Raw genomic sequence first — 25,080 nt, 5'->3', positions numbered from 1 at the left:
GGATTTACTCAAACCGTGTTGAGGATTCGGGCAGCCGCTTCCAGGGTCTCATCTTTTTTTGCAAAGCAGAAGCGCAGCATGTGGTTATCCTGTGGCGTATGATAAAAGACAGATACGGGGATGGAGGCGATCCTGAATTCCCTGGTTAGCCGGATTGCGAAGTCCGCATCTTTCTCAGATGTCATGTTTTCGTATCCCAGCAGCTGAAAATAAGTGCCTAAAGCAGGTTCAAAATTAAACCGGGAGCGGCGGATCAGTGAAATGAACTTATCGCGTTTTTCCTGATAAAATGTTCCGAGTTCCCTGTAATGCTCTTTCCTTTTCATGAATTCAGCAATGCCAAGCTGAACGGGTGTATTCACAGCAAATACGTTGAACTGATGTACCTTCCTGAACTCAGCCATGAGATTGGCGGGTGCCACCACATATCCGGTTTTCCACCCGGTGGCATGATAGGTTTTTCCGAAAGAGGATACAACAAAACTGCGTTCAGCCAGTGCGGGATACCGGATCACGCTTTCGTGACGAATACCGTCAAAGATGATATGTTCGTATACCTCGTCTGAAAGAATAAGAATATCTGTGCCGGAAGTGATCTTCTGAAGCATGCTCATATCCTGAGCGTCCATCACCGACCCCGAAGGATTATGTGGAGTATTAATGATGATCATTCTGGTGCGGTGATTGACAAGTTTTTTTACCTGATCCCAGTCTATCCGGTATCCGGGGAAGGTCAACGGTACGAACAGCGTTTTACCGCCGCACAGTTCGATGGCGGGGGCATAACAGTCGTACGCAGGTTCAAAAACAATCACTTCATCATCCTCCTGAACGAAGGCAGCCAGCGCGGTGAAAATGGCCTGTGTGGCACCGGCTGTTACGGTGATCTCAGTATCCGGGTGATAGATCCCGCCGTATTCCTCCTCCGTTTTCGCGGCGATGGCTTCGCGGAGCGGAATGGCTCCCGCCATAGGAGAATACTGGTTAAATCCCTTCTTCATGTATCCGTATACCAGCTTCATCAGTTCAGGGTGCCCTTCAAAATCAGGAAAACCCTGCGATAAATTGATCGCATTGTGCTCGGCAGCCAGCCGCGACATCACCGTGAATATCGTTGTGCCGACGTTGGGGAGTTTGGAGTGTATGGAGCCTGGGAAATGCAAGTGCGAACCGGGATCAGGCGCTGAGCGCTTTATTTTTAGAATGCATCAAGTCACGGACGGTTGCCGCAATCGCTTTGGCATCGTAACTGCATTCGGCATAGAGTTCCGATTGTTCGCCATGCTCTATAACCGCGTCAGGAATACCCAGACGTTTTACGGTAGCCGTATACTGATGATCCGCCATGAACTCAAGAACGGCAGATCCTACCCCTCCAATAATGCACCCATCTTCGAGGGTGATGATCCGGCTGAATTTCGACAATACAGTATGCAGCATGTCTTCATCCAGAGGCTTTGCGAACCGGAGATCGTAATGCGCGACAGAGATTCCTTCCTTTTCTACTTCTGCGATGGCCTTTACGGCTTCCTGACCAATGGCCCCGAAGGAAAGTATTACCGCATCTTCTCCATCTTTTAGTTTTCGCCCTCTTCCGAGAGGTAGTTTCTTCAAGGGGCGTTTCCAGTCTGGCATCACCCCTGTTCCCCTGGGATAGCGGATAGAAAAAGGAGAGGTTATGTCTTCGCACTGCGCAGTGTACATCAGGTTTCTCAGTTCTTCCTCGTCCATTGGGGCGGATACAATCATATTCGGCAGGCAACGGAAAAATGCGATATCGTATGCTCCGTGATGGGTCGGACCATCGGCCCCCACCAGCCCTCCGCGGTCAAGACAGAACACTACTTTCAGATTCTGGATGGCTACATCATGTACCACCTGGTCATACGCACGCTGCATAAAGGACGAATAGATGTTACAGAACGGGAGCATTCCCTGTGCCGCAAGTCCTGCCGAAAATGTAACCGCATGTTGTTCCGCGATGCCAACGTCGAATGCGCGGTCAGGCATTGCCTTCATCATTATATTTAGCGAGGATCCGCTGGGCATGGCCGGTGTGATGCCCACGATTTTTTCGTTTTTTTCTGCCAGTTCTACCAGTGTATGCCCGAATACATCCTGAAATTTCGGAGGCTGCGGACTCTCATATTTGGTTTTGATGATCTCACCGGTTTCCTTGTTGAATAGCCCCGGGGCGTGCCAGGTAGTCTGGTTGCCTTCTTCGGAAAATTTATAACCTTTCCCCTTCATGGTCAGGCAATGAAGAATTTTCGGTCCCGGAATCCCGCGAAGATCCTGCATGACCTTTGCCAGCCTGATCACATCATGACCATCTACCGGCCCGAAGTAGCGGAATTTAAGAGATTCGAAAAGATTGCTCTGTTTCAGCAGAGTCGTTTTTATGCCGCTTTCAATTTTTGAAGCAATCTCCTGTGCGTTAGGTCCGAAACGGGAGATCTTACCCAGCAGGTTCCACACTTCGTCCTTGAAGCGATTGTATGTATGCGAGGTGGTAATATCCGTGAGGTATTCCTTCAAAGCACCTACATTGGGATCAATGCTCATGCAGTTGTCATTCAGTACCACCAGAAGATCGGCGTTGGACGTTCCTGCATTGTTAAGCCCCTCGAACGCCATTCCGGCGGTCATGGCACCATCACCGATTACGGCTACGATCTTGCGATTCTCCTCTTTTTGCAATCGAGCGGCTACGGCCATCCCCAGCGCCGCGGAGATGGAGGTAGAGGAATGCCCCACCCCGAATGAATCGTATTCACTCTCTTTCATCTTCGGGAATCCGCTGATGCCTTTGTAAATACGGTTTGTATGAAAAATTTTCCGTCGCCCGGTCAGTATCTTGTGCCCGTAAGCCTGGTGCCCCACATCCCAGATGAGTTGATCATACGGCGTATTAAAAACATAATGCAGGGCTACCGTCATTTCCACTACGCCCAGGCTGGCACCGAAATGTCCTCCTTTTTGGGAGACAATATCAATGATGAATTGCCGGAGTTCACTGCTCAACTGCGGCAATTCATCCTCACGTAGTTTGCGAAGATCGGCCGGAGTTTCGATCCCCGAAAGTAATGGTCCTGCTTCAAAGGGCATGTCCCGAAAAATCTGGCGCAAATTTACGACTTTTACAGGTGGTATAACTTACTGATTTTTAACGCAAAAGAACACAGTTTATTGTCTTGGCGTTCAAAAACAGGATTGTACATTTGCAGGCTCAATGGAAAGCGATTTTATTTTTAAGGAGGAGGATGATGAAGGCATGGATACGCTCCGAGCGATAGAACATGCCGTGAAGTTTAACGCCTGGATGTTCAGCAGTATTCGTCCATACATCAGGGGAAGCGTATTGGAGATTGGAAGTGGGATCGGGAATATATCCACAGAGGTTATGAAGGCTGGTTTTTCCCTTACCATGAGTGATATTCGGGAAAATTACTGCGAGTTTCTCAGGAGAAAGTTTTCCGGCGCTGCATTGTCGGGAGGCGTGATCAGGATGGACCTCGTGCATCCTGAATTTGAAAAGGAATACGCTGAACTCTTCGGTTCATTCGATACCGTGTTCGCCCTTAATGTGGTGGAGCATATCAAGGAGGATTACCTGGCTTTGCGTAATGCAAGCACTCTGTTGAAACCGGGAGGAAATCTTGTGATCCTGGTTCCTGCGTACCAATGGCTGTATAATCGTTTTGATAAAGAACTTTATCATTTTCGCCGTTACAACCGCACAAAACTTAAACAGATTTTCCTGTCTGCCGGAATGGAAGTTCTCCAAAGTTTTTATTTCAACGCGGCGGGTATCCCGGGCTGGTGGTTGTCCGGTTCAGTGATGAAAAACCGCATCATTCCCGCCAGACAAATGAAGCTGTTTAACACCATGGTTCCCTTGTTCAGGGTGCTGGATGCCGCACTGGGAAAACGGGCAGGGCTCTCGGTGGTTTGCATCGGCAAAAAACCCTGACGGAAACTCAATGAGGCCCGGCGTATACTCTTTGATATGGGCCTGCCCGTTGAAATCCATTACCTTAGCGCTATGGAGGAAAAGAAGATCCGCCGTTTTTTGAAGTGGTTCTGGATTACGGTTTCCACACCGTTTGTTCTGCTGTTTTTACTGGTGCTGTTCACGTCACTGGGATGGTTCGGCGAACTTCCCGATACCGCCGAGCTGGAGAATCCGAAATACTACCTGGCTACGGAGATCTTTTCAACCGATGGAAAGGTGCTGGGAAAATTTTACGCAGAGAATCGCTCCCCCCTTCGCTACGATGAATTGGATACAAATCTTGTAAACGCACTTATTGCTACGGAGGACGCACGTTTCCGTGAGCATTCCGGGGTGGATTTTCGCGGACTGGTACGGGTGATTTTCCGTACACTGCTGGGAGGCGATCAGAGTGGCGGAGGGGGAAGTACAATCTCTCAGCAGCTCGCCAAGATGCTTTTTCCCAGAGAAAGAAATGCCGGCAAGTTTAAACTGGCGATGCGAAAGATCAAAGAGTGGATTATTGCTACCCGCCTGGAAAAACAATATACAAAAGATGAGATTCTCGCAATGTACCTCAACAAATTTGATTTCCTGAATCTTGCCGTTGGGATAAAGTCGGCGGCAAAAATTTATTTTAATACTACACCGGATTCTTTAAAACTGGAACAGGCCGCTATGCTGGTGGGAATGGCCAAGAACCCGTCTCTTTTTAACCCCGTACGTAAAGCCGACACCACCATGCACCGGCGGAATGTTGTTATGATGCAAATGGTAAAATACGGATACATCAGCAGGGAAGTATATGATTCACTGAAAACAAAACCACTCGGACTCGTTTTCCGCCCGGAGGACCATAATGAAGGGCTGGCTCCCTATTTCAGAGAATACCTGCGTACACATTTTCTGGCGGAATGGCTTCCGGGTACTATGAATCCGGAGACGGGAAAACCGTACGATGTTTACCGCGATGGACTTCGCATTTTTACAACCCTCAACAGCCGTATGCAGGAATATGCTGAACGGGCGGTACGTAAGCACATGCCGGTAGTGCAGGAGAAGTTTTTTAAGGATGTGAAGCAGAAAAAAAATGCACCATTCGCCTATTATGTTAAAAAGGAGGAGATAGAAAAGATCATGAACAGGGCGATGAAGGATTCTGAGCGTTACCGGTTGCTCAAAGGCGCCGGGCTGAATGATGAGGAGATACTGAAAGTATTTAAGACCGCCGATACCATGAGGGTATTCACCTGGAAAGGAGAGCGCGACACAGTACTGTCACCATTGGATTCTATCCGCTATTACAAAACATTTATGCAGGCAGGTTTTATGGCCATGGATCCGAATACGGGCTTTGTGAAGGCCTGGGTAGGAGGAATCAATCATCATCATTTTAAATATGATCACGTGAAAGTGGGTGCACGGCAGGTGGGATCCACTTTCAAACCCTTTGTGTACACCCTGGCCATTATGAACGGGGTGGCGCCATGCGAGCGCATTCCCAACCAGCCGGTAACGATCTATTTTGATGACAAGGAGTGGACGCCACGCAATTCTTCTCATAAATCACTCGACGGGAAGATGCTTACACTTAAGTATGCCCTTGCGCAGTCTGTGAACTATATCACAGCGCACATTATGAAGCAGTATAACCCCGATGCCGTAATTACCGTAGCGAAGAGAATGGGCATTACGGCCCACATGGATCCGTACCCTTCCATTTGCCTCGGCACACCGGATATTACGCTCTACGAAATGGTCGGTGCATATAGCACCTATGCCAATAAAGGAACCTGGATTGAGCCGACTTTTGTAACCCGGATCGAAGATAAGAACGGAAAGGTGCTCTATGAATACGTTCCGAAACGTACCGAGGTGATGAGTGAAGAAAAGGCGTATGTGATGCTGGAATTACTCAAGGGGGTTACCCTCTATGGTACAGGTGCAACACTTCGCGGAGGAGATTTTAAATTTACGTCTCCCATCGCTGGTAAAACCGGCACCACGCAGCACAATGCAGACGGATGGTTTATGGGCATCACACCGGACCTCGTGGGAGGAGCCTGGGTGGGAGCCGAGGACCGTAGTGTGCATTTCAGCAGTATGGAAGAAGGCCAGGGCTCGCGCCTGGCATTGCCCATCTGGGGTTACTTCATGCAGCAGGTGTGGGCGGACAAAAAACTGAAGATTTCTCAGGGCGATTTTGAAAAGCCCGCCAAAAAGCTTGATGTTGAAATGGATTGTACTAAATGGGATAAGGAGGTGGAAGATATCCCTGATTTTGATACAGATACTGATGTGGATAAGGACAAATCCCCGGAAGGAGAAGAAGACGATACGTTATTTCATTGAGACCTCAGCTTTTTCTATCTTCGTCGTCAAATCACTGGTATGAATAAAGTAGTAAAGGATGCGGAAGAAGCGATCCGTGGCATCAAAGATGGAATGACCCTGATGCTGGGTGGTTTCGGACTCTGCGGAATTCCTGAAAATTGCATCGCCGCACTCGTGAGAAGCAAAGTCAGAGGGCTAACCTGTATTTCCAACAACGCAGGCGTTGATGATTTCGGAATCGGCCTCCTTCTCCGGCAGAAGCAGGTAAAGAAAATGATTTCTTCCTATGTGGGTGAAAACGCAGAATTCGAGCGTCAGTTGCTCAGTGGCGAGCTTGAAGTGGAGCTGATTCCACAGGGCACCCTGGCCACTCGTTGCCTCGCTTCCGGTTATGGTATGCCGGTGATATATACCCCCGCCGGTGTGGGAACCGAGGTGGCGCAGGGAAAAGAAAGCCGCGTTTTTAACGGCAAGGAGTATCTCATGGAGTATGCATTCAACGCGGATTTTGCCATTGTGAAAGCGTGGAAGGGAGATACAGACGGTAATCTGATCTACCGCGCTACTGCCAGAAATTTTAATCCGCTGATGGCGATGGCGGGAAAGATCACTATTGCCGAGGTGGAGCACCTTGTGCCGGCAGGCGAACTGGATCCGGATCATATCCACACCCCCGGAATATATGTACACCGGATCTTCAATGGGAAAGATTATCAAAAAAGAATAGAACAACGAACCACGCGTAAAAAATCCTGACTATGCTGGATAAAAACGGAATAGCAAAAAGGATCGCACAGGAACTGCGCGACGGGTATTATGTGAACCTGGGAATCGGTATTCCCACCCTGGTTGCTAACTATATTCCCAAAGGAATGAATGTGGTTCTGCAAAGCGAAAACGGATTGCTCGGAATTGGACCTTTCCCTCTGGAAGGAGAGGAAGATCCGGATCTCATCAATGCCGGAAAGCAAACTATTACCACTGTCACGGGTTCTGCTTTCTTTGATTCAGCCATGAGTTTCGGCATGATCCGCAGCGGGAAGGTGGACCTCACTGTACTTGGTGCCATGGAGGTCAATGAACAGGGCGACATCGCCAACTGGAAGATTCCCGGAAAGATGGTAAAGGGAATGGGAGGAGCCATGGACCTGGTAGCCTCTGCCAGAAATATTATTGTAGCCATGCAACACGTGAACAAAGCGGGGGAGTCCAAATTGCTGCCGGAATGCACGCTGCCTATTACCGGCAGGAAATGTGTTAAACGGATTGTGACTGAGTTGGCGGTTATAGATGTAACGCCCTCGGGATTCTTGCTTATTGAACGGGCACCCGGAATTTCTGTGGATCAAATAAAAAATGCAACTGCGGGAAAGCTTAAGGCGGAAGGAAACATCCCGGAAATGAAACTGGACTGAACAAATGCAGTCCTTCCGGAAGGCGCTGAAACAAATTCCCATACCGGCCGCGGTGATGGGAATTTTCTTTTTTGTATACGTAGCCTGGCGCGCTTTCTGCATTTCCTTTACTTATGATGAAGCGTATTCGTTTTTGTATTTTGTAAAGTCAGACTGGGATCTGCTGCGTCCGGAGAATTACATGGCGGGGAACAATCACCCGGTGAATACGTGGATGATGGATTTTTTTTCTTGCCTGTTCGGAGAAAGTGAAGGAGTGCTCCGGATCCATTCGGTTCTTGCGTTTCTCATCTATGCCTTTTTCTGTTTCAGAATCACCGGATTGCTTTCGCGCCCCGATCTCCGGCTGGTCGCCTGGTGCCTTCTGCTTGCCAATCCATTCATCCTGGATTTTTTCTCACTTGCAAGAGGATACGGAATGATGCTGGCCTTCAGCACCGGAGCTGTCTGGTATGGGGTTTTTTCGGATGTGACGCGAAAACATATTCTCTTCTTTTCCCTTTTTGCCCTGGTTGCGGTTTTTTCAAATCTGGTTAGTTTGCACCTGGTTGCCGCTGCCGGAGGCATCCTGGTGTTCCGGATCGGATTCCGGAAGGAGAATATCCCGGCCTGTGTTTTTTTTTTAGCGGGTGTAAGCCTGCTGGGCATTCTTGTGATTCCATTCGCACTTTCACTTCGTGAAGTAAATTCGTTGTTTTTCGGAGGAAAGGACGGATTCTGGATGGATACTGCGGGTTCGTTGCTGCGTGTTTCATTCTACCGTACCGCAACGCAATGGCCTCCCTTGTTGTTTGCGCTTATTCCCGCATCTCTTTTCTTAGTTTTTACCCTTCGGTTTTTATTCATGTTAAATGTCCGAGGGCACCTGTACAAACGGGCTTTCCTTCTTTTGGTAATCACCGGCCTGCTGGGAGTAGTGCAGCACCTGGTTGCCGATACACCCTATCTTTCAGAGCGTACCGCCCTGCCTCTGATGCCAGCCGGCATTTTTACATTGGTTTGGTTCGCGGATTCCCTGAACCGTAAATTACCTGCACTTGTTTTTTCTCTCCTCCTGATACCCGTGGCACTTTTTCATTTTTTCCGAACCGCGAATTTTACTCATACGGAGCAATGGAGTGAAGACCGCAATACCCGGGAGATGTTCCGTCGGGTTCACACCTTACATCCGGAGGCGGTTATTTCAGGTGATTTTATTTTTGAAACAGTGAGCAATTTCTACAGGTACAGGGCAGGAGGCGAGGGGGCTTATTACCGGACCGGTGCGCCGGAGGATTTTTCAACACACTGCTTTGTAATGAGAGAATCCAAACTGAAACCATCCGGAACTGAGTGGAGACGTATTTTTTTTGACCCGGAAACAGGCAATGAAATTTGGGAACGTAATTCTGTTTTAACGGCAACACCGGTTTTGGAACTAACGGAATCTTATGGCAGTCAGGTACCGGTACCCCTTCCCGTTCACCGGAGCAGCACCGGTTGTCCGTCGCCGCCACTATGCGGTTTTACCGATGGTTCCGGTGCACAGTTTTGTTCGTGGCTTGAATGGCGTGTGCCGGATTCAATAAACCAATATGCCTTTTTTGTGGAGCAGGAAGGTATACTCTTGTTTGGAAAGGGTGAGACGCGGGGCGGTATTGTTATGGAAATTACAGATAGTGTGGGTGTAGGTGAATGGAGTATCATTCCGTGGGGATGGATCCGCAGGACAGAAACCGGGGCGGCGCGTTTCAGACTCTCCCGCATATTAAAGGGAGGGGCACGGGCCGGGAACCGGATTAAACTATATATATGGAACTACGGCCATTCGGAGGTTAAAGTGGATGATGTAAGGTCAAGGATTTCCATTAACTTAGCAACGCCATGACTTTCAACAAACTATCCATCGTTATTCCTGCATACAATGAGGAGAGAACCATTCACCTGATTCTTGATAAGGTGCTGGCCGTGCAGTTAACAGGCGGGATAAAAAAAGAGATTCTGCTCGTTAACGATTGCTCAAAGGATGATACCAAGGGAGCAATTGAACGTTATATCCAGTCGCATCCCGGTACGGATATACGCCTTTTTAACCAGCCGGTAAATAAGGGTAAGGGAGCTGCTCTTCATAAGGGTATAGAACTGGCCACCGGTGAGTATCTGGTGATTCAGGACGCAGACCTGGAGTACGATCCGGAGGAATACAATCTCCTGCTGAAGCCGATTCTAAATGGTTTTGCAGACGTGGTCTTTGGTTCGAGATTTACCGGGGGACACCCCCACCGGATTCTGTTCTTCTGGCATACCATCGGGAATAATTTTCTCACCTTCCTTTCTAACATGTTTTCCAATCTGAATCTTACCGATATGGAGACCTGTTACAAAATGTTCCGTACGGATATTATCCAGAAGATCAGGTTATGTGAGCAGCGGTTTGGTTTCGAACCGGAAGTTACTGCTAAGATCGCAAGAGTGGAGAAAATCAGAGTGTATGAAGTCGGCATCAGTTATTACGGCCGCACTTATGAGGAAGGAAAAAAGATTGGCTGGAAGGACGGATTTCGTGCTTTGTGGTGCATTCTGAGGTACAACTTGTTCCCGGGACGTATCTATAAATAATAAGACCAAGTTGAGTTACACCGCAGGGGCAAGATTCCCGGGGCGGACTTTACACACCCGGTTGAAATGAACGAAGTTAAGATCAGATTCCGTGTGTGGCAGTACCGGAAGTGGGATGTCATGTATGGCGCCGCTTTACTGCTCGTTGCGCTTCCTGTTCTGCTCTCCCCGTATTACCCAACCCTCGACGGACCTGCTCATGCCTGCAATGCCAATATGCTGAGGGCCTGGTTTACAGGAGAAAGAGAATTTCTTTCCGGCTTTCTTGATTTGAATTATTTTCCCAACCCCAATCTTATCTCTCATATTATTCTGGGCGTATTAGGAAGTGTAACCGATACTGCCACGGCCGAAAAGTGGATGGTCTTTCTGTGTGTTATGGCCCTCCCATTGTCGTTCCGGTATTTATTGCTCGGTTTTCGTGAGCGATTGAATGCATGGTCCTTCCTGATCTTCCCACTGACTTATTCTTTTCCACTCCTGATGGGTTTTTTTAATTTTTCCCTTGCTCTTTCTCTGATGTTTTCAAGCATAGGATTATTTTCCCGTCTGAAACAAAACGGAACGCGCTATTCATTACTATTCCTGCTCGTGCTGCTTTTCACTTACCTGTCGCATCTGTTCGTGTTCGGGATCACTGTTGGTATCCTTTTCCTGATTGCCCTGAGCGATGCGAAGTCTCTGCGAGAGTGGCCGCAGAAATTATTTCCGGTGTTTCTGATGGCTCTTCCAGGCCTGGTACTGTCGGTTCTTTTTCTATTACAGCAGCCTCATGTTAATATGGGAGGATGGCCGGATGCAGGTGAAATCGCCGGGTTTTTTAAAGATTCGCGCTCCCTCGTAGCCCTTCATACGGAATTAGAGGCCCCCTATGTGGCAGGAATTACCATTTTGCTGGCTGTGCTGTTTGTATTGTTTCTTATCCGCTGGAGATCAGCGGACAGGGTCATGCAAATATTTTTTTTGACGGGAATAGGACTGGGTTTACTTTGTTTTGTTTTTCCTGACTGGATGTTTGGGGGCGGTTATCTCAGTATACGCCTGCATTATTTCTGCCTGCTCATGCTTTCGCTTGCCTTTGCCATGAAAAGAAATGGGCATTGGATGGGTTGGCTAGCCATCGCTGTGGTGGGTTGGTCGGCTTTCGGGAGGATGAGCTATTACAGCCGGGAAGCTGTTAACCACGGTCGCCATGTGGATGAATTTATGCATCTTTCCTCCATGATACCTCCCCGCTCAACGGCATTGATCCTGAATTACGAAACCGATTGGTTTCTCGGTCATTTTACAAATTATGCCGTCATCAGAGGAGACATCATTATCTTTGAGAACTACGAGGCAGAAACCGGATGCTTTCCCCTCCGATGGAAACCGATGCATAATCCAAAAAAGCATGTTTGGGATTTGATCCAGCGGCCGCCTTGCGGTGATCCCCGTATCTATGAGCGTGTAACGGGGCAGCCAACAGATTATATTATGTTCTGGAAGTATCCGTACACCACTCCGGACTCCTGTGCGGCAACAATGTGGAGGAATGTACGGTCCGCCTATGAACCAGTGGCAGTCAGTAGTAAGAAAAACGGAGTATTATTGAAACGGAGGTGAAACGGATTCCCGGAACAGCGTTCCTTCTTTTTTTCCTCACGCTTGCCTGTGTGCTGTTTCTGCATTCAGACAAATGGAGAGGGGGGAACTGGAAGCATACCATCGGCAGCGACGGCAAAGGATATTACGGCTATCTGCCGGCCGTTTTTATCTATGGTGACCTCAATTACGGCTTCGCGCCGGATTATGAAAAGAAATATTACGAAAATTACAGTCAGGGAGCCTACTTCGCCGCCTACATAAACGGGAAGTACGTCAATAAATATTTCGCAGGGGTTGCTGTATTAATGGCCCCTTTCTTCCTGCTCGCCTTGCTGCTTTCTTCGCTGCTGGGTTATGATGTGGACGGATACTCTGTATTGTTCCAGACAGGGGTGGGTATCTCCACGCTGTTCTATTTTATTGCAGGACTATGGATGCTCCGCAATATCCTCAAAACCTACGGAGTACCGGAGTGGATATGTATGCTTTCTGTTACGGTGATCGGATTGGGAACGAATCTTCTCTATTATACGCTGGTGGAACCCAGCATGTCACATACGTATTCCTTTTTTGCCTTCACGCTTTTCATTTATTTCGCGCGGCTTCTTTTCTCAGGATTTACGCGCGGCAGATTTTACGGACTCGCAGTAAGTTTTGCGCTCATTCTGCTTATCCGGCCATCGAACGGCTTGGTTCTGCTTTCCCTGCCTTTCCTCGCAGGCGACCGTGAAACGTTCGTACGATTCGTCAGGGAATGTTTTTCCCGGATCTCACGGGTGTTCATAGCAGGAGGGATTTGTATCGCATTCCTCTTTATCCAGGCCTTGCTCTATTATTTCGCCTGCGGGCAGTGGTGGGTGGATACATATATCGGAGAACATTTTGATTTTTTGCATCCCGAGATCCTGAATGTACTGTTTAGTTACCGGAAGGGATTGTTTGTGTATACTCCTATTCTCATTATTTGTCTTTCCGGAATCATTGTTTTATTCAGGAGACAACGGTTTGCGGCATGGACGTTTGCAGGATTTTTTGCTATCGTACTCTGGGTGGTTTCTTCCTGGTGGAGCTGGTGGTACGGCGGAAGTTTTGGAATGCGGTCCATGATCGAATACTTTCCTTTCTTTGCCATCCTGTATGCAACAGGACTTATGAATTTCCCAGTCTGGTTCCGGGTGGTGCTTTCAGTTCCGGTTGCGGCATTTTTATTTTTGAATCTTTTACAATCATATCAGGCCTACCGGCTGATCCTCCCTTGGGATGGAATGGATAAAGTAAAGTACTGGCGAATTTTTCTCAAAACGGATAAAAAATATCAAAACATGCTTTTACCACCAGATGGTGGTCCACCCATTCCTCCGGGAGCGGGGAAAGCTGTTTTCTTCAATGATATGGAGGGCGGCACACAGTGGATGGATATGCATACCGTTTCCGGAGATTACGCCTTTAGCGGAAAGTATTCTTCCAAAATGGAGGGAGATCAGAAAAAAAGCGTCACTTTTCTGAAAACATTGAGCGAATGCATACCTGATTCCGCGAAGGAAGTAATACTGAACGTGAAGTTCAGGGCCATGATGACAAACCTGGAAAGCGACGCCTTCCTGGTTATTCATGTTCAGCGCGGGAGCGATTCTCCGATGTATCACGGGTATCCGCTCTTTCATATGGTCTGGGAGGCGGATAAATGGATAAATTTCGAAAGAGCGGTTAAGCTGCCACACGCTCTCGCGGGAGATTATAATCTTAATGTATATGTCCTGAAAAACGATACAACGGCAATTTATCTGGATGACGTTGAACTCACATTTTGGTATAAATGAAAGGGCTGCTCAACGTGATTCGAACATCACCTTCCGCCCGGTTCATTCTGCTGGTATGGCTGGTGCTGGCAGGCTGGAAGTTTTCACGGTATGCCGGGAACGATCCGGGAAATCCCGTCACCGGAACGGTCACCGCCTGGGATGCGTACGGCTATTACATGTATCTCCCGGCAACCTTTATCTATGACGATCCCTACCTGAAAAACAGCGATTGGGTTGAGAAAATTAACCGCACCTATTCCCCGGGATCTGTCACCTACCAGTTTCGTCCTGCCGGGGAAGGAAAGCAAGTGAATATTTATACCTGCGGTCATGCGCTGCTCTGGAGTCCGGCTTTCTTTATTGCGCATGCACTGGCCGGTCCTCTTGGATACAGCACCGATGGTTTTTCACTTCCCTACCAGTTGGCGGTGATGTTTTCCGGGTTCATTTTCGCTGCACTGGGAATGATTTTTCTAAGACGCTTGCTGTTGAACCGATGGAATGAGAGAATAACAGTCCTCACACTGGTAATTGTTTTGACCGGCACTAATTTTCCGGTACATGGTGTAATGGAAAGTGTGGGGCCTCACGGCATCGGCTTCATGCTCATGGCCGCCTTGTTGCTCTGTTTGGATCGGTGGACAAAAAGCAATTCTATCTCTATGGCTCTTGTTGCCGGTGCGATACTGGGCATAGCCATTCTGGTAAGACCAACGGCTGTTTTATGGACCATCATTCCGGTGCTCTGGAGAATAACGTCCTGTAGTGCGTTGAAGGAAATTATCCGGAAGCCGGGCAGGATACTTTACGGCTTCATCGTTTGCTATAGCACCCTGATACTTTTTGGCTGCTTGCAGATGCTTTACTGGAAAAGTGCTGCAGGAGAATGGATTTATTTTCCGGAGGATATTGAACGCTTCACGTTAACGGATCCATACACATCCGATTTCCTCTTCAGCTTTAAAAAAGGTTGGTTGATTTATACTCCGCTGATGTTACTGCTCATCCCCGGCATCTGGAGAGCGGCCAAAGAGAAACAACTTTTTTTAATCACCGTGATGGTAATAACAGTGTTGCATATTTACCTGCTTTCCTCATGGGAAAACTGGTGGTATGCGGAGAGTTTCGGCCAGCGTCCGATGATTGATATTTATCCTCTGCTGGCATTGCCCCTGGCATCGTTGAATAACTGGCTGCTCTACCTGCCGAAGACCGTTGCGCGTAGTTCTTACGCGGTGATAGCCTTGTTAACGGGGTTGAATCTTTTTCAGGTCTGGCAGTATAGCCGGGGTATTATTCATATGAACCGGATGAGCAAAGACTTTTATTCCGCTGTTTTCCTCCGTACGGCTGTTCCGCTGGGGGCGGAAAAGTTACTGGAGTGGAATGATACGGGATTAAGCGACTACTTTTCATCGCCTTCAGCCGGGCAGTATACCAAAGAGCTTGCTTTCTTTGATATGGAAGGAGAACTGGCCGACGGGAAAACACAGTTTACATCGGACCAAAAGGCTTTTTCCGGGAAGAGGAGTTACAGAATGAGTGAGCAGTCACCATTCAGTCCTACCTTTGCCCGGAAATTCTATGAGTTTTCTTCCGGCCCTTATGCGGCAATCCGAACGGAGTGTATGATTTGGTTTGATTCCGGAACAGTACTCAGCAACACACATATTGTTTTTAATATGGTTACAGGTGGACGAACGTATGGTTATAGTACAAAGATCATCTCCGACATCCCCATGCAAGCGCGAACCTGGAACAAAGCGGAAGCTTGGTATTTCACGCCGTATGCACGGCATGAGCAGGACTCCCTCATGGTATACCTGTGGAATGCAGGGAAGGGGGAATTTTTTGTGGATGATCTCAGAATCACTTTATCGGAGCCGAAACCGGCTTCGGGGTCAGTACCATAACGGAGTAACTGCCTGATTTCTTTTCGAAAAGTAATTCCAGCGAAGGATCTTCCCGCACCTGCTCCTCCTTCAGGAGTCCCTCCAGTGCGGCATAATGAGCGTCCCATATCAGCAACTCGCCTTCCCTGATCCCTGCTGCCGCATGGTCAGAGGGCAAGCTCCAGATTTCTCCGCAGAGAGCTGTGTTAAAGGGATCTCGCTCCGCAAATAAGGTAAAGGAAGGATGCAGGTAAAAGCATTTCCGTTTCTGTAACCCTCGTTTCTGTAGTTCCTGCACGGTTTCCCTGAGAGCATATTCTTCATCAGAGTAGCTGAAGCCGAAACCGAATTGTTTAAAAGGATAGATTACTCCTGTTAGTGCAATGAGCGTGGCGCCAACGAGTTGAATTTTTATTGTTTGTACGCGAATCAACCGTGCCAGCAGTAAACCGGATGGGGCAAGAATGGCCAGAAGAGGCATTCCGCCTGTCATCACTCGTTTCATCCCGCCTGCCTGAATGCCGCAGGCCCATAGAACACTGTGTAAGAGAAAATAGACAGAGAAGGGGAGAAGTACAAGCAGGATCAGCGAGCGATCGGGTTTTTTTATACCGTGAATGATTCCGTAAAGCAAAGCCATCAGGGTGAGCACAAAAAAGGGAATGCCATAGATAAACTCATTGCGTGAAAGGAAGAAATGCCAGTCACCGCGGCCGTAAATATTCTCCCCAAAGTGATACGGGCTCTTATGAATTAACCAAAGCCAGTCACCGTAAACGATTCCGCCCATCGCAGAGTAGACGATGGTTCCTGTGAGTGTGATGGCAAGCGCAAGCCATTTTTTTTCCAGAAGAAGGAAAAGCTGAAAGACCGTCAGGAGAACAAATCCCTCGCTCCGTACAAACGGGTGAAATGACAATAGCAGGGCGGCAGTGATAAATTTTCTTTCCAGCAGCAGCCATACGCCCGCAGCAAGAAAGAGGGCAAAAAGAGGTTCGGTAAGGCCGCTGAGAGAAGAGGCATAAACCACCGGTGCAAATAAAAACAAAACGGCACTAAGCCAGGGCTGTGGCATGCCGAGCTTTCGGGCGGTTCGAATGCAGAGCGCCGCCGTGATAAGCGAAACAAGGATGTTAAAAAACATGGTGCCTTTGATACCGAACTGTGCAAAAGGCGAGCACAGGAGGGTGAATACCGGTTTCCCCCAATGGTGAAGAAATAACTCCGGGTGTTGCCAGGAGTACCGCGCAATTTCATGATGTCTTACCCCATCGCCTGCATCGAATGAAGTTTCAGAAAAATACCATGCGCCCAGATAGAGCACGGCGGCCGGAATCAGAATCAGGAAAGGGGATCTTACGGAGGAGATCAGGCCGGAACCGTTTTGCGGCGTGCTTCTTTCCGTGCCATGGAAGCCTTGATATCTTCGAGTTCTCCCTTCGGAATGGCGCCGATAAGTTTTTGGGTGTATTCCGTTTGCGGATTCTCGTAGATCAGGTCCGCATCACCCATTTCTTCCACCTTTCCGCGATTCATCACCACCATACGGTCGCTCATGAATTTTACAACGGAAAGATCATGGGAAATGAAAATGTAAGTGAATTTGAATTCTTTTTTCAGTTCATTGAGGAGGTTGAGCACCTGGGCCTGAATGGAAACATCGAGGGCAGAAACAGATTCATCACAAATAATGAATTGGGGATTTAGCGTGAGCGCGCGGGCGATACAAATCCGCTGGCGCTGACCGCCCGAAAATTCGTGAGGGTAACGGTAAAAATGACTGTCACTCATGTTCACCCTGTTCAGCAGTTCCATCACCCGTTCTTTGCGGGCACGGTCGTTTTCAAGAATTCCGTGCACCTGCATGGGTTCCAGCAAGGCTTCGCCAATAGTGATGCGGGGATTCAGGGAGGAGTAAGGATCCTGGAATATTATCTGCATATTCTTCCGGAGTTCCCGCATCGAGCGGGGCGGAAGATGGGTGATATTTTGTCCCTTGTAAATGACTTCCCCGTCTGTAGGTTCGATCAGTTTAAGCACCGTACGTCCAAGCGTGGTTTTTCCGCATCCGGATTCTCCAACCAGGCCGAGTGTTTCTCCGGGGTATACGTCAAATGTTACATCATCAACGGCGCGTACAAAATCTTTCGCCTTTCCAAAGATTCCCTTTTTAATAGGAAAATATGTTTTCAGGTTTTTTATCTGAAGCAGCGGTTCACGCTGGTAAAGCTCCTTATGTGTAGTCTCCCGCTCCTCTTTCGTCAGAATAAAACGGTTTGTGGCTTCTTCCACCGACGTGGAACTCTCGGTCATGGTACCATGTTCATCCGTTTTCATGAAATCCGAAACGGTGGGGAGCCAGTGCAGTCGTTTGTTGAGCGGAGGCCGGCAAGCCAGCAGGCCTTTAGTGTATGGATGCTGCGGATTGGAGAAGATATCCCACACATTTCCCTGTTCCACGATCTTTCCCTTATACATCACCACCACTTTATCAGCCAGTTCCGCGATCACACCCAGATCATGGGTGATAAACATGATCCCCATCTCATGCTGCTCCTGGAGTTTTTGCATCAGTTCGAGGATGGTATGCTGTACAGTAACGTCGAGTGCAGTGGTGGGTTCGTCGGCGATAAGTATGGATGGATTGCAGCTCATGGCCATGGCAATCATCACCCGTTGCTTTTGTCCGCCGGAAATCTGGTGAGGGTAGGTATCGAAAATATCTTCGGGGCGGGGCAGTTGCACCTCCCGGAATAACTGGATCGTTTTCTCTTTTGCGGTTTTTTTATCGGCACCCTGGTGCAGAATGATGGCTTCCATCACCTGGTCGCCGCAGGTGTAAACCGGATTGAGAGAAGTCATGGGTTCCTGGAAGATCATCGCGATCTCGTTCCCCCGGAAAGAGCGCATTTCTTTGTCGGAGATCTTTGTCAGATCTACTGCCCCTTTGGTGCGTGAATGGAAAATGATCTCACCATTGGTGATCCGGCCGGGTGGATTGGGAATAAGGCGCATCATGGAAAGAGCCGTCACTGATTTTCCAGATCCTGATTCTCCCACGATTCCTATGGTCTCGCCCCGCTTCATCGTGAAGCTGACATCGTTGACCGCCTTTACTACCTCGTCCTCTGTGTGAAATTCCGTGACCAGGTTCCGGATCTCTAGTAAAATCTCGTCTCTCATAAAAGGAGGCCTAAAGTACACTTTTAAGGGGTATTCACCAAACGCGCAAAGGGCCTATTCGACCAAGAGCGGAATAGGACAGATGACTGAGAATGAGAGCGGTATCACCCCTTTGGTTTGGAAGGGGCTTCGGGTATATGCTGGTAAATGAAAAGACTGATCTTGCCTTGCCGGTATTGGGAACTTTCATCCTCCAGTTCGATTTTAACCACCTGCCCGTCGAAATCGGTAACCCACCCGGAGAAACCATAGTAATCTTCGCTTTCCCCGAAACGCGATTGGTAGTATTCTTTCATCTCATTGAACAAATTCCGGGCGTCGCCGGAACTGATAAGGTAACAATCCATTTTGATCTCCATGAGTCCGCCCGGACCAAATGTACATTCCAGGGTGTACATCTCTCCCGTTTTTTTTCTTTGTTCAAAAAAAAGGTAGTTCTTATCCTCATCGCGCAGTGCCCACTGTTCTTCGTGTTTTACCTGCTGTTGCGACATTCCCGGTTCAAGCATCCGCAAAAAACCTTCCTCCGACTTCATGATGTCCCGGAATTCCTGCGTATAAAGTTCAAATGCTTTCTTTTCTTCACAGGAGGTGAAAAGCAGAAGCAACAGGATGCCTGAAAACCATCTCATCCAGCGAAATTACAAAAAGCCATGGCTTAACGTTGTACGACCTCCGTTACCGGCAGTATTTCTTCGCCCCGCATGCGCCGCAGGATCTGCGCCACGGTAAGTACATCCTTCTGGCAATAGGTAACGATTCTTGGCAGGTCCTTTTCATGATAATAGACGCCGTATACCTGGCTGCCGTCAATGTCGTCCTTCGGCGTGGGAACACCCAGTACCGTAGCCAGCAGGTTCAGCGATGTATAACTCTTATAGTCTCCGAATTTCCAAAGTTCCATCGTATCCAGCAACTGTACTTCCCATGGCTTTTTTCCGGCCAGGTTCAGAATGGAAGGTAAACGTATTCCGTGGATCATCATGCGCCGCGCAATGTACGGGAAATCGAATTCCTTCCCGTTGTGTGCGCAGAGCCTTGCCTCCGGCCGTGCGTACGATTGCTCCAGCAAGCGGGCAAGATCTTCCAGGATCTTCCTTTCATCATGGCCGGCCAGCGATTTTATCAGAAAGTTACCCTGATTGAAAGTGCCAACAGAAATGCAGATGATCTTTCCAAATTCCGCATAAATACCGGCGCTGCGCCAGGCTTTTTCCGGAGTATCTTCCCCCGGGCGTTTATTCTGGATCTTGTTAAATTTTTCTTCCCATAATTTCCGGTATGCTTCCGGTGCCTCCTCAGCGGTGGCGGTCATGGGAACAGTTTCTATATCCAGAAAGAGAATTTTATCGGTGCGGAGTTCGTAAAGCATGTCAGCGGATCATTACTCCTTTTTTATTCAGTAAAGGCACCTGGGTGAACAGGCCTGCATTGATGCTTTCTGCAAGAAAAATATACTTCTTGTCGTACATCACATTCGATTTATAAAAGCTCACCCAATATTCGTTGGTGAGCCCGAATAATTCCTCCATAATGGGCTCTATCCTCACTGCGCCGCCTCCCGGTATGGTATCCAGAAAGTGCCGGAGTACCGAAGTGTTTCTCTGTTCTCCTTTCATCTCTCCATACCCTTTGGAAGTGACCAGCACTCCTTCAAGCATGGTGTTACCCAGGTTGAGAAGATATACATACCAGCCCTCGTCGCCCGCCTCGTTCTTCTCACGGACCACCGCTACCGCCACATCTTCCACCTTGGGAATAGAAATGTCTTTTTTCATTTTATTTCTTCAGCAGTTCATCAATGCGTGCTGCCTGATCAAAGGAATCATCGATGAGAAAGATAAGCTCCGGAACTACCCTCAGCTGGTCGCGTACCCTACCGGCCAGCGACCGGCGCAACTCCGGCGCACGGGCGCGTAAGCCGGCAATGGCCTTTTCTTTTTCCTTCACCGGAAAAAGACTCAGAAAGACCTTTGCTACTGATAGATCGGCACTCACACGCACTTCTGTTACGCTAATCAGGGCGCCGGGAAGGTAGAGTGCGGCATCGCGCCGGAAGATCTCTCCGAGCTCCTTCTGTAGTAGCCTGGCTACTTTTTGTTGTCGTACTGAATCCACAGGGCAAAGTTACTTATTAAAGATACCCTGATAAGCCATATGACGGGAAGCCGACACAATAGGTTGGGATTCAATTCGTTCAGCTTAGAACCTTGATCTAATTCGTATATTCGCTCCCATGAAGTACATCGTTCGCGTATTTTCTTTCGTCAGGAATTATAAAAAGTACGCAGCACTGAACATTCTGTTTAATATTTTATTTGCCGTATTCTCACTTTTTTCCCTGACGCTGCTGAAGCCTTTCCTGGATGTACTCTTTTACGCCAACGAGGAGCAATACCGGACTATTCTTGAAAAGGGAGATCCCGGATTCAGCCTTTCTGCCTCAGGTGTTGTGGATGCCTTTAATTACCATATCACGCGTCTGGTAACGGAAGAGGGCAAACTGCAGGCCCTGATTTTCATCTGTGTTTTTGTGCTGGTGATGATCTTTTTTAAAAACCTTTGCCGGTATATGGCCATGTTCTATCTCGCACCCATCCGGAACGGTGTTGTGAAAGACCTGCGTAATGAGGTTTTCTCGAAAATTCTTGTTCTGCCGCTTTCTTTTTTTTCCAATGAGCGCAAAGGCGACATCATGTCTCGGATGAATAATGATGTGAAAGAGGTGGAGTGGAGCGTGATGAATTCTCTGGAAATGCTTTTCCGCGAGCCGATCAATATTGCGTTTTTTCTGATTTGGCTGATATGGATAAGTCCGTGGCTGACGCTCTTTGCGTTTGTGCTCCTTCCGCTCATGGGCATTCTTATCGGCCGTGTATCAAAAACGCTTCGCAGAACCACGGCCAGAGAAAAGGAAATGGCCGGCACACTTCTTTCTGTTATTGAGGAAACACTTTCCGGACTGCGTATCATCAAAGCCTTCAACCATGAGAAAAAGACGGATGATCAGTTTCAGGAATACAACCGGACCTACACCCAGTACATGGTGAGTATCTACCGGCGGGTGGATCTGGCGGGTCCGCTGAGCGAATTTCTCGGCGTGCTGGTTCTTGTACTCATAATGTACTTCGGAGGCGTGCTGGTACTGGGAACTCAGCCAACGCTCGAGGCGTCCTCCTTCATCGCCTATATCGCTGTTTTTTCGCAACTCATTGGCCCTGCCAAGTCGTTGACCACTGCCTATTTCAATATTCAAAAAGGTGTAGCAAGCCTGGAACGTATCCGTAAAATCACGGAGGCGGATGTAACCATTCGGGACCCGGAAAAACCGCTGAATCTGAATTCCTTTGAGAAGGAGGTGCAGTACAGAAATGTTTCATTCTCTTACACTCGCGGCGACAGCGGGTATGTGCTTCATAATGTCAACCTGACAATTCCCAAAGGCAAAACGGTGGCACTGGTGGGACAATCTGGATCCGGGAAGAGCACACTGGCGGATATGCTTCCGCGTTTCTATGATCCGGGTGAAGGGCAGGGGAGCGTGATTATAGATGGCATGGATTTACGTGACTGCCGGCTGAGAGACATCCGGAAGCTGATGGGCATTGTAACGCAGGAAAGTATTTTGTTCAACGATACGGTGTTCAATAATATTGCATTCGGTATGGAAGGTGTAAGTCAGGAGCAGGTTCAGAAGGCGGCGGAGATTGCCAATGCGCACGAGTTCATCAGCCGCATGCCGGAAGGATATAATACCAATATTGGCGACCGTGGGAGCAAATTATCAGGCGGTCAAAGGCAACGGATCAGCATCGCGAGGGCAGTGCTGAAAAATCCTCCCATCCTGATCCTGGATGAAGCCACCTCCGCACTGGATACCGAATCGGAACGATTGGTACAGGATGCGCTGGGAAAATTAATGAGGAACCGGACCACGCTGGTGATCGCACACCGGCTCAGTACCATCCAGCATGCCGATGAGATTGTGGTGCTTGAAAAGGGCGAAATCAGAGAAAGAGGAACACACCAGGAGTTGCTCGGGAAGAATGGAATCTACCGCCGTTTGTACGATATGCAGAGTTTTGTCTGAGCCCCTGATTTTCTTATCTTTGCGTACCAAAAAACAACACACATGAAAAAAGTTCTACTCAGTTGTCTTTCCCTTTGTTCTTTCGCGGCCTTTTCGCAGGTTACACTGGTACAATGGGATCTTGCCAACATCGGATTTGCGATTCGCCAGGCGCATGATACCATGCCCGTGGTGACTCCCGGCCCATCCGGCGCAAGCCAAACCTGGAATTTCACCAACCTGAACTCGCATACGGTGGATACTCTGACGTTTACCAATCCCAACTGGTTACCGAATTCCTCCAGTTTTCCCACCTCCAACCTGGCCGTAATTTTCGGCAGTTCCGGAATGTATGCCTTCGCACGCAATACTTCATCAGATTTTAAAATCCTTGGTCAGTATGGCGATTTTGGCCTCGGCCCAATGATCATTGATATGAATCCGGATGAACAAATCATGTCGTGGCCCAGCACCTTCAATACCACATTTAATAACACTTCCGGTATGGATGTGCGGATGCCGTTTCCAAATCCTCCAATGGATTCTGCACGGCTTCAGAGTGTTAAGGTGAAGACGTCATTGGTTGACGGATGGGGAACAGTAACCACTCCGCTGGTCGCTAACTTGCCCTGCCTGCGCGTTCGCGAAATGAACATCACGTATGATACAATTTCCATACACCTGTCCTTCCCTCCGGTATGGCAGGTGTTTCAAACCAATATTGATACTTCCTACAACTACAGCTGGTGGACACCGAACACAAATAATGCTTACGGATTCCCTGTGGTGGAGATCTCCACGGACTCGGCTGGTAACGTAACAGATGCCAGTTGGTTGCAGGCTGCTCCCACTCAGAGCGGGATCAGCGAGCAGGAGCTGACCCCTATTCCCAATTATCCGAACCCGGCTTCCCAGTCTATTACATTCCTGACAAAGGGGCTGGATGTGAAAACGATCCGGATTATGGATGTTTCCGGTAACCTTATCCGGGAAATTCAGGTTCAGGGTTCACAGGTTTCCTTGAATGTGGAATCTTTCGCTGCCGGAACCTACTTCTATGTGGCAGTGGATGGAAGCAACACCATGAAAAAAGCAGGCAAGTTCAGCATTGTTAAATAAGCTTTTCCCCTCATTTTCAAGCCCCTTGTCACGGACAGGGGGCTTTTTTTACGGATGAACGGGTAAGAATTAGTACCATTTCAATTTTTTGTCAGGTGAATTTTAGCCATCTTTGATACACACTAAACCAAAATCTTCTCACATGAAAAGAATATTACTCACTTCAACCCTGCTGCTGTCGGCCTTCTTGCTGAGTGCGCAGAGCATGAACGGCGGATTCGAGACTTGGGGAGCTTCAGCTCAGGAGCCGGAGCAGCCCACAGGATGGATCACTGCAAATCTTTTTGCTTCGCCCCTTCTGACAATACCTAACCCGAATCCGAACCCCACCTCGGCCTTCAAGGCAGGAGCTCCGGATAATTACATGGGAACCTGGTCGCTCAGACTTAAAACCGTTGTGCTGGTGCTCAACCCGGATTCTACCACCATCCCTGACACACTCGGTGCGTGCATTTCCGGTTCTTTTACCATGATACCCAGTTTTGCGATGAAGGATCGCATCCCCTTCACCGGGCGGCCGGCGATTCTGAATTTCGCCGCAAAATATGCACCAAATGGGGTAGATACTGCTTCTGTATATGTGCAGATGACAAAATGGAACGGAGCGTCTCGTGATATAATCATGGAAGTTTGGGTTCCCATTAATCCTTCAACATCCTACAATAATTACTCCATTCCATTATCCAGCAGTTACCAGCTCAGCACTTTGCCCGACAGCATTTCGATCGGAATCACGGCAAGCAGCGGGTATTATCCGCGGGTGAACAGTGAATTGCACATTGATAATATCAGCTTCAGCGGCTGGGTGGGAATTGATGAGAACGATGATACTGCTCCGGTAACCGTTTATCCGAACCCGGTAACAGAAAGTCTGACGGTGGATGCCTCTGCCCTCGGAACAGATCTGCTGGCGCTGGAGATCTATGATGTGAACGGGAAACTGGTAATGAATACTTCTCTCCGGAATATTTCCTCCCTTACACTGGATGTACGAATGCTCCCGGCAGGAACTTATTCCTATACGGTTCGCAGTACACTGGGCATTGGAATGGGTAATGGAAAGTTTATAAAAGAATAGATTGCCCTT

General features: G+C 48.5%; 20 protein-coding genes. 12 read left to right on the top strand and 8 right to left on the bottom strand.

Annotated features, from left to right (window positions below; genetic code table 11):
* Positions 1 to 8: 8 nt before the first annotated feature.
* Both IT233_00380 and IT233_00375 read right to left on the bottom strand, forming a co-directional pair.
* Positions 9 to 1,163, bottom strand: coding sequence for an aminotransferase class I/II-fold pyridoxal phosphate-dependent enzyme (locus IT233_00380; GenBank protein MCC7301075.1), 1,155 nt, complete (start codon positions 1,161 to 1,163; stop codon positions 9 to 11).
* 13 nt (positions 1,164 to 1,176) lie between these two features.
* Positions 1,177 to 3,108, bottom strand: a complete 1,932-nt coding sequence (locus tag IT233_00375) for a 1-deoxy-D-xylulose-5-phosphate synthase (protein ID MCC7301074.1) — start codon at positions 3,106 to 3,108, stop codon at positions 1,177 to 1,179.
* 124 nt (positions 3,109 to 3,232) lie between these two features.
* On the opposite strand from IT233_00375, the gene IT233_00370 reads away from it, so the two are divergent.
* The 9 genes from IT233_00370 (at position 3,233) to IT233_00330 (ending at position 15,643) form a co-directional block, all read left to right on the top strand.
* Complete coding sequence (locus IT233_00370) at positions 3,233 to 3,973, top strand: class I SAM-dependent methyltransferase (GenBank protein MCC7301073.1); 741 nt, start codon at positions 3,233 to 3,235, stop codon at positions 3,971 to 3,973.
* Between the two features lie 72 nt (positions 3,974 to 4,045).
* On the top strand, positions 4,046 to 6,346 hold the full coding sequence (locus tag IT233_00365) for a transglycosylase domain-containing protein (protein MCC7301072.1): 2,301 nt from the start codon (positions 4,046 to 4,048) through the stop codon (positions 6,344 to 6,346).
* Positions 6,347 to 6,385: 39 nt separating this feature from the next.
* Positions 6,386 to 7,084, top strand: a complete 699-nt coding sequence (locus tag IT233_00360) for a CoA transferase subunit A (protein ID MCC7301071.1) — start codon at positions 6,386 to 6,388, stop codon at positions 7,082 to 7,084.
* A gap of 2 nt (positions 7,085 to 7,086) precedes the next feature.
* Entirely contained in the window at positions 7,087 to 7,743 is a 657-nt protein-coding gene (locus IT233_00355) for a CoA transferase subunit B (GenBank protein ID MCC7301070.1), read from the top strand.
* Positions 7,744 to 7,747: 4 nt separating this feature from the next.
* Positions 7,748 to 9,610 carry a hypothetical protein gene (locus IT233_00350; GenBank protein MCC7301069.1) on the top strand — a complete coding sequence of 621 codons (1,863 nt, stop codon included), beginning with the start codon at positions 7,748 to 7,750 and terminating at the stop codon, positions 9,608 to 9,610.
* On the top strand, positions 9,607 to 10,341 hold the full coding sequence (locus IT233_00345) for a glycosyltransferase family 2 protein (GenBank protein MCC7301068.1): 735 nt from the start codon (positions 9,607 to 9,609) through the stop codon (positions 10,339 to 10,341). The genes IT233_00350 and IT233_00345 overlap by 4 nt, the downstream gene beginning before the upstream one ends.
* Before the next feature lie 66 nt (positions 10,342 to 10,407).
* Positions 10,408 to 11,946, top strand: coding sequence for a hypothetical protein (locus IT233_00340; GenBank protein ID MCC7301067.1), 1,539 nt, complete (start codon positions 10,408 to 10,410; stop codon positions 11,944 to 11,946).
* On the top strand, positions 11,943 to 13,748 hold the full coding sequence (locus IT233_00335) for a hypothetical protein (GenBank protein ID MCC7301066.1): 1,806 nt from the start codon (positions 11,943 to 11,945) through the stop codon (positions 13,746 to 13,748). Before IT233_00340 ends, IT233_00335 begins: the two co-directional genes overlap by 4 nt.
* Complete coding sequence (locus tag IT233_00330; GenBank protein MCC7301065.1) at positions 13,745 to 15,643, top strand: glycosyltransferase family 39 protein; 1,899 nt, start codon at positions 13,745 to 13,747, stop codon at positions 15,641 to 15,643. Before IT233_00335 ends, IT233_00330 begins: the two co-directional genes overlap by 4 nt.
* Here IT233_00330 and IT233_00325 read toward each other — a convergent pair.
* The 6 genes from IT233_00325 to rbfA all read right to left on the bottom strand — a co-directional run bounded on the left by IT233_00325 (position 15,600) and on the right by rbfA (position 20,923).
* Positions 15,600 to 16,946, bottom strand: a complete 1,347-nt coding sequence (locus IT233_00325) for a hypothetical protein (GenBank protein ID MCC7301064.1) — start codon at positions 16,944 to 16,946, stop codon at positions 15,600 to 15,602. The two genes, IT233_00330 and IT233_00325, sit on opposite strands and share 44 nt — an antisense overlap.
* A gap of 44 nt (positions 16,947 to 16,990) precedes the next feature.
* Positions 16,991 to 18,805 carry an ABC transporter ATP-binding protein gene (locus IT233_00320; GenBank protein MCC7301063.1) on the bottom strand — a complete coding sequence of 605 codons (1,815 nt, stop codon included), beginning with the start codon at positions 18,803 to 18,805 and terminating at the stop codon, positions 16,991 to 16,993.
* A 104-nt stretch (positions 18,806 to 18,909) separates the two neighbouring features.
* Complete coding sequence (locus tag IT233_00315; protein MCC7301062.1) at positions 18,910 to 19,437, bottom strand: hypothetical protein; 528 nt, start codon at positions 19,435 to 19,437, stop codon at positions 18,910 to 18,912.
* A 26-nt stretch (positions 19,438 to 19,463) separates the two neighbouring features.
* Positions 19,464 to 20,177 (bottom strand): 3'-5' exonuclease, encoded by a 714-nt coding sequence (locus IT233_00310; protein MCC7301061.1) that lies wholly within the window; start codon positions 20,175 to 20,177, stop codon positions 19,464 to 19,466.
* Between the two features lies 1 nt (position 20,178).
* Positions 20,179 to 20,583 (bottom strand): hypothetical protein, encoded by a 405-nt coding sequence (locus IT233_00305; GenBank protein ID MCC7301060.1) that lies wholly within the window; start codon positions 20,581 to 20,583, stop codon positions 20,179 to 20,181.
* Position 20,584: 1 nt separating this feature from the next.
* Positions 20,585 to 20,923, bottom strand: a complete 339-nt coding sequence (gene rbfA, locus IT233_00300; GenBank protein ID MCC7301059.1) for a 30S ribosome-binding factor RbfA — start codon at positions 20,921 to 20,923, stop codon at positions 20,585 to 20,587.
* A gap of 118 nt (positions 20,924 to 21,041) precedes the next feature.
* Here rbfA and IT233_00295 point away from each other — a divergent pair, with 118 nt between their 5' ends.
* The 3 genes from IT233_00295 to IT233_00285 all read left to right on the top strand — a co-directional run bounded on the left by IT233_00295 (position 21,042) and on the right by IT233_00285 (position 25,071).
* Positions 21,042 to 22,895 carry an ABC transporter ATP-binding protein gene (locus IT233_00295; GenBank protein MCC7301058.1) on the top strand — a complete coding sequence of 618 codons (1,854 nt, stop codon included), beginning with the start codon at positions 21,042 to 21,044 and terminating at the stop codon, positions 22,893 to 22,895.
* 42 nt (positions 22,896 to 22,937) lie between these two features.
* On the top strand, positions 22,938 to 23,993 hold the full coding sequence (locus IT233_00290) for a T9SS type A sorting domain-containing protein (protein MCC7301057.1): 1,056 nt from the start codon (positions 22,938 to 22,940) through the stop codon (positions 23,991 to 23,993).
* A 142-nt stretch (positions 23,994 to 24,135) separates the two neighbouring features.
* Entirely contained in the window at positions 24,136 to 25,071 is a 936-nt protein-coding gene (locus IT233_00285; protein ID MCC7301056.1) for a T9SS type A sorting domain-containing protein, read from the top strand.
* Positions 25,072 to 25,080: the final 9 nt, after the last annotated feature.

Source organism: Bacteroidia bacterium (genome assembly GCA_020852255.1).
Lineage (GTDB): Bacteria > Bacteroidota > Bacteroidia > JADZBD01 > JADZBD01 > JADZBD01.
The sequence above is the reverse complement of the archived record's forward strand: the minus strand, read 5'-3'. Positions and strand labels throughout refer to the sequence as shown.

Bases quoted from the DNA above. Each gene is read 5' to 3' on its own strand.
- IT233_00345 (MCC7301068.1), top strand. From the start codon at position 9,607: ATGACTTTCAACAAACTATCCATCGTTATTCCTGCATACAATGAGGAG.
- IT233_00315 (MCC7301062.1), bottom strand. From the start codon at position 19,437: ATGAGATGGTTTTCAGGCATCCTGTTGCTTCTGCTTTTCACCTCCTGT.
- IT233_00305 (MCC7301060.1), bottom strand. From the start codon at position 20,583: ATGAAAAAAGACATTTCTATTCCCAAGGTGGAAGATGTGGCGGTAGCG.
- IT233_00330 (MCC7301065.1), top strand. From the start codon at position 13,745: ATGAAAGGGCTGCTCAACGTGATTCGAACATCACCTTCCGCCCGGTTC.
- IT233_00310 (MCC7301061.1), bottom strand. From the start codon at position 20,177: ATGCTTTACGAACTCCGCACCGATAAAATTCTCTTTCTGGATATAGAA.
- IT233_00360 (MCC7301071.1), top strand. From the start codon at position 6,386: ATGAATAAAGTAGTAAAGGATGCGGAAGAAGCGATCCGTGGCATCAAA.
- IT233_00350 (MCC7301069.1), top strand. From the start codon at position 7,748: ATGCAGTCCTTCCGGAAGGCGCTGAAACAAATTCCCATACCGGCCGCG.
- IT233_00375 (MCC7301074.1), bottom strand. From the start codon at position 3,108: ATGCCCTTTGAAGCAGGACCATTACTTTCGGGGATCGAAACTCCGGCC.
- IT233_00285 (MCC7301056.1), top strand. From the start codon at position 24,136: ATGAAAAGAATATTACTCACTTCAACCCTGCTGCTGTCGGCCTTCTTG.
- IT233_00340 (MCC7301067.1), top strand. From the start codon at position 10,408: ATGAACGAAGTTAAGATCAGATTCCGTGTGTGGCAGTACCGGAAGTGG.
- IT233_00320 (MCC7301063.1), bottom strand. From the start codon at position 18,805: ATGAGAGACGAGATTTTACTAGAGATCCGGAACCTGGTCACGGAATTT.
- IT233_00290 (MCC7301057.1), top strand. From the start codon at position 22,938: ATGAAAAAAGTTCTACTCAGTTGTCTTTCCCTTTGTTCTTTCGCGGCC.
- IT233_00365 (MCC7301072.1), top strand. From the start codon at position 4,046: ATGGAGGAAAAGAAGATCCGCCGTTTTTTGAAGTGGTTCTGGATTACG.
- IT233_00370 (MCC7301073.1), top strand. From the start codon at position 3,233: ATGGAAAGCGATTTTATTTTTAAGGAGGAGGATGATGAAGGCATGGAT.
- IT233_00355 (MCC7301070.1), top strand. From the start codon at position 7,087: ATGCTGGATAAAAACGGAATAGCAAAAAGGATCGCACAGGAACTGCGC.
- IT233_00295 (MCC7301058.1), top strand. From the start codon at position 21,042: ATGAAGTACATCGTTCGCGTATTTTCTTTCGTCAGGAATTATAAAAAG.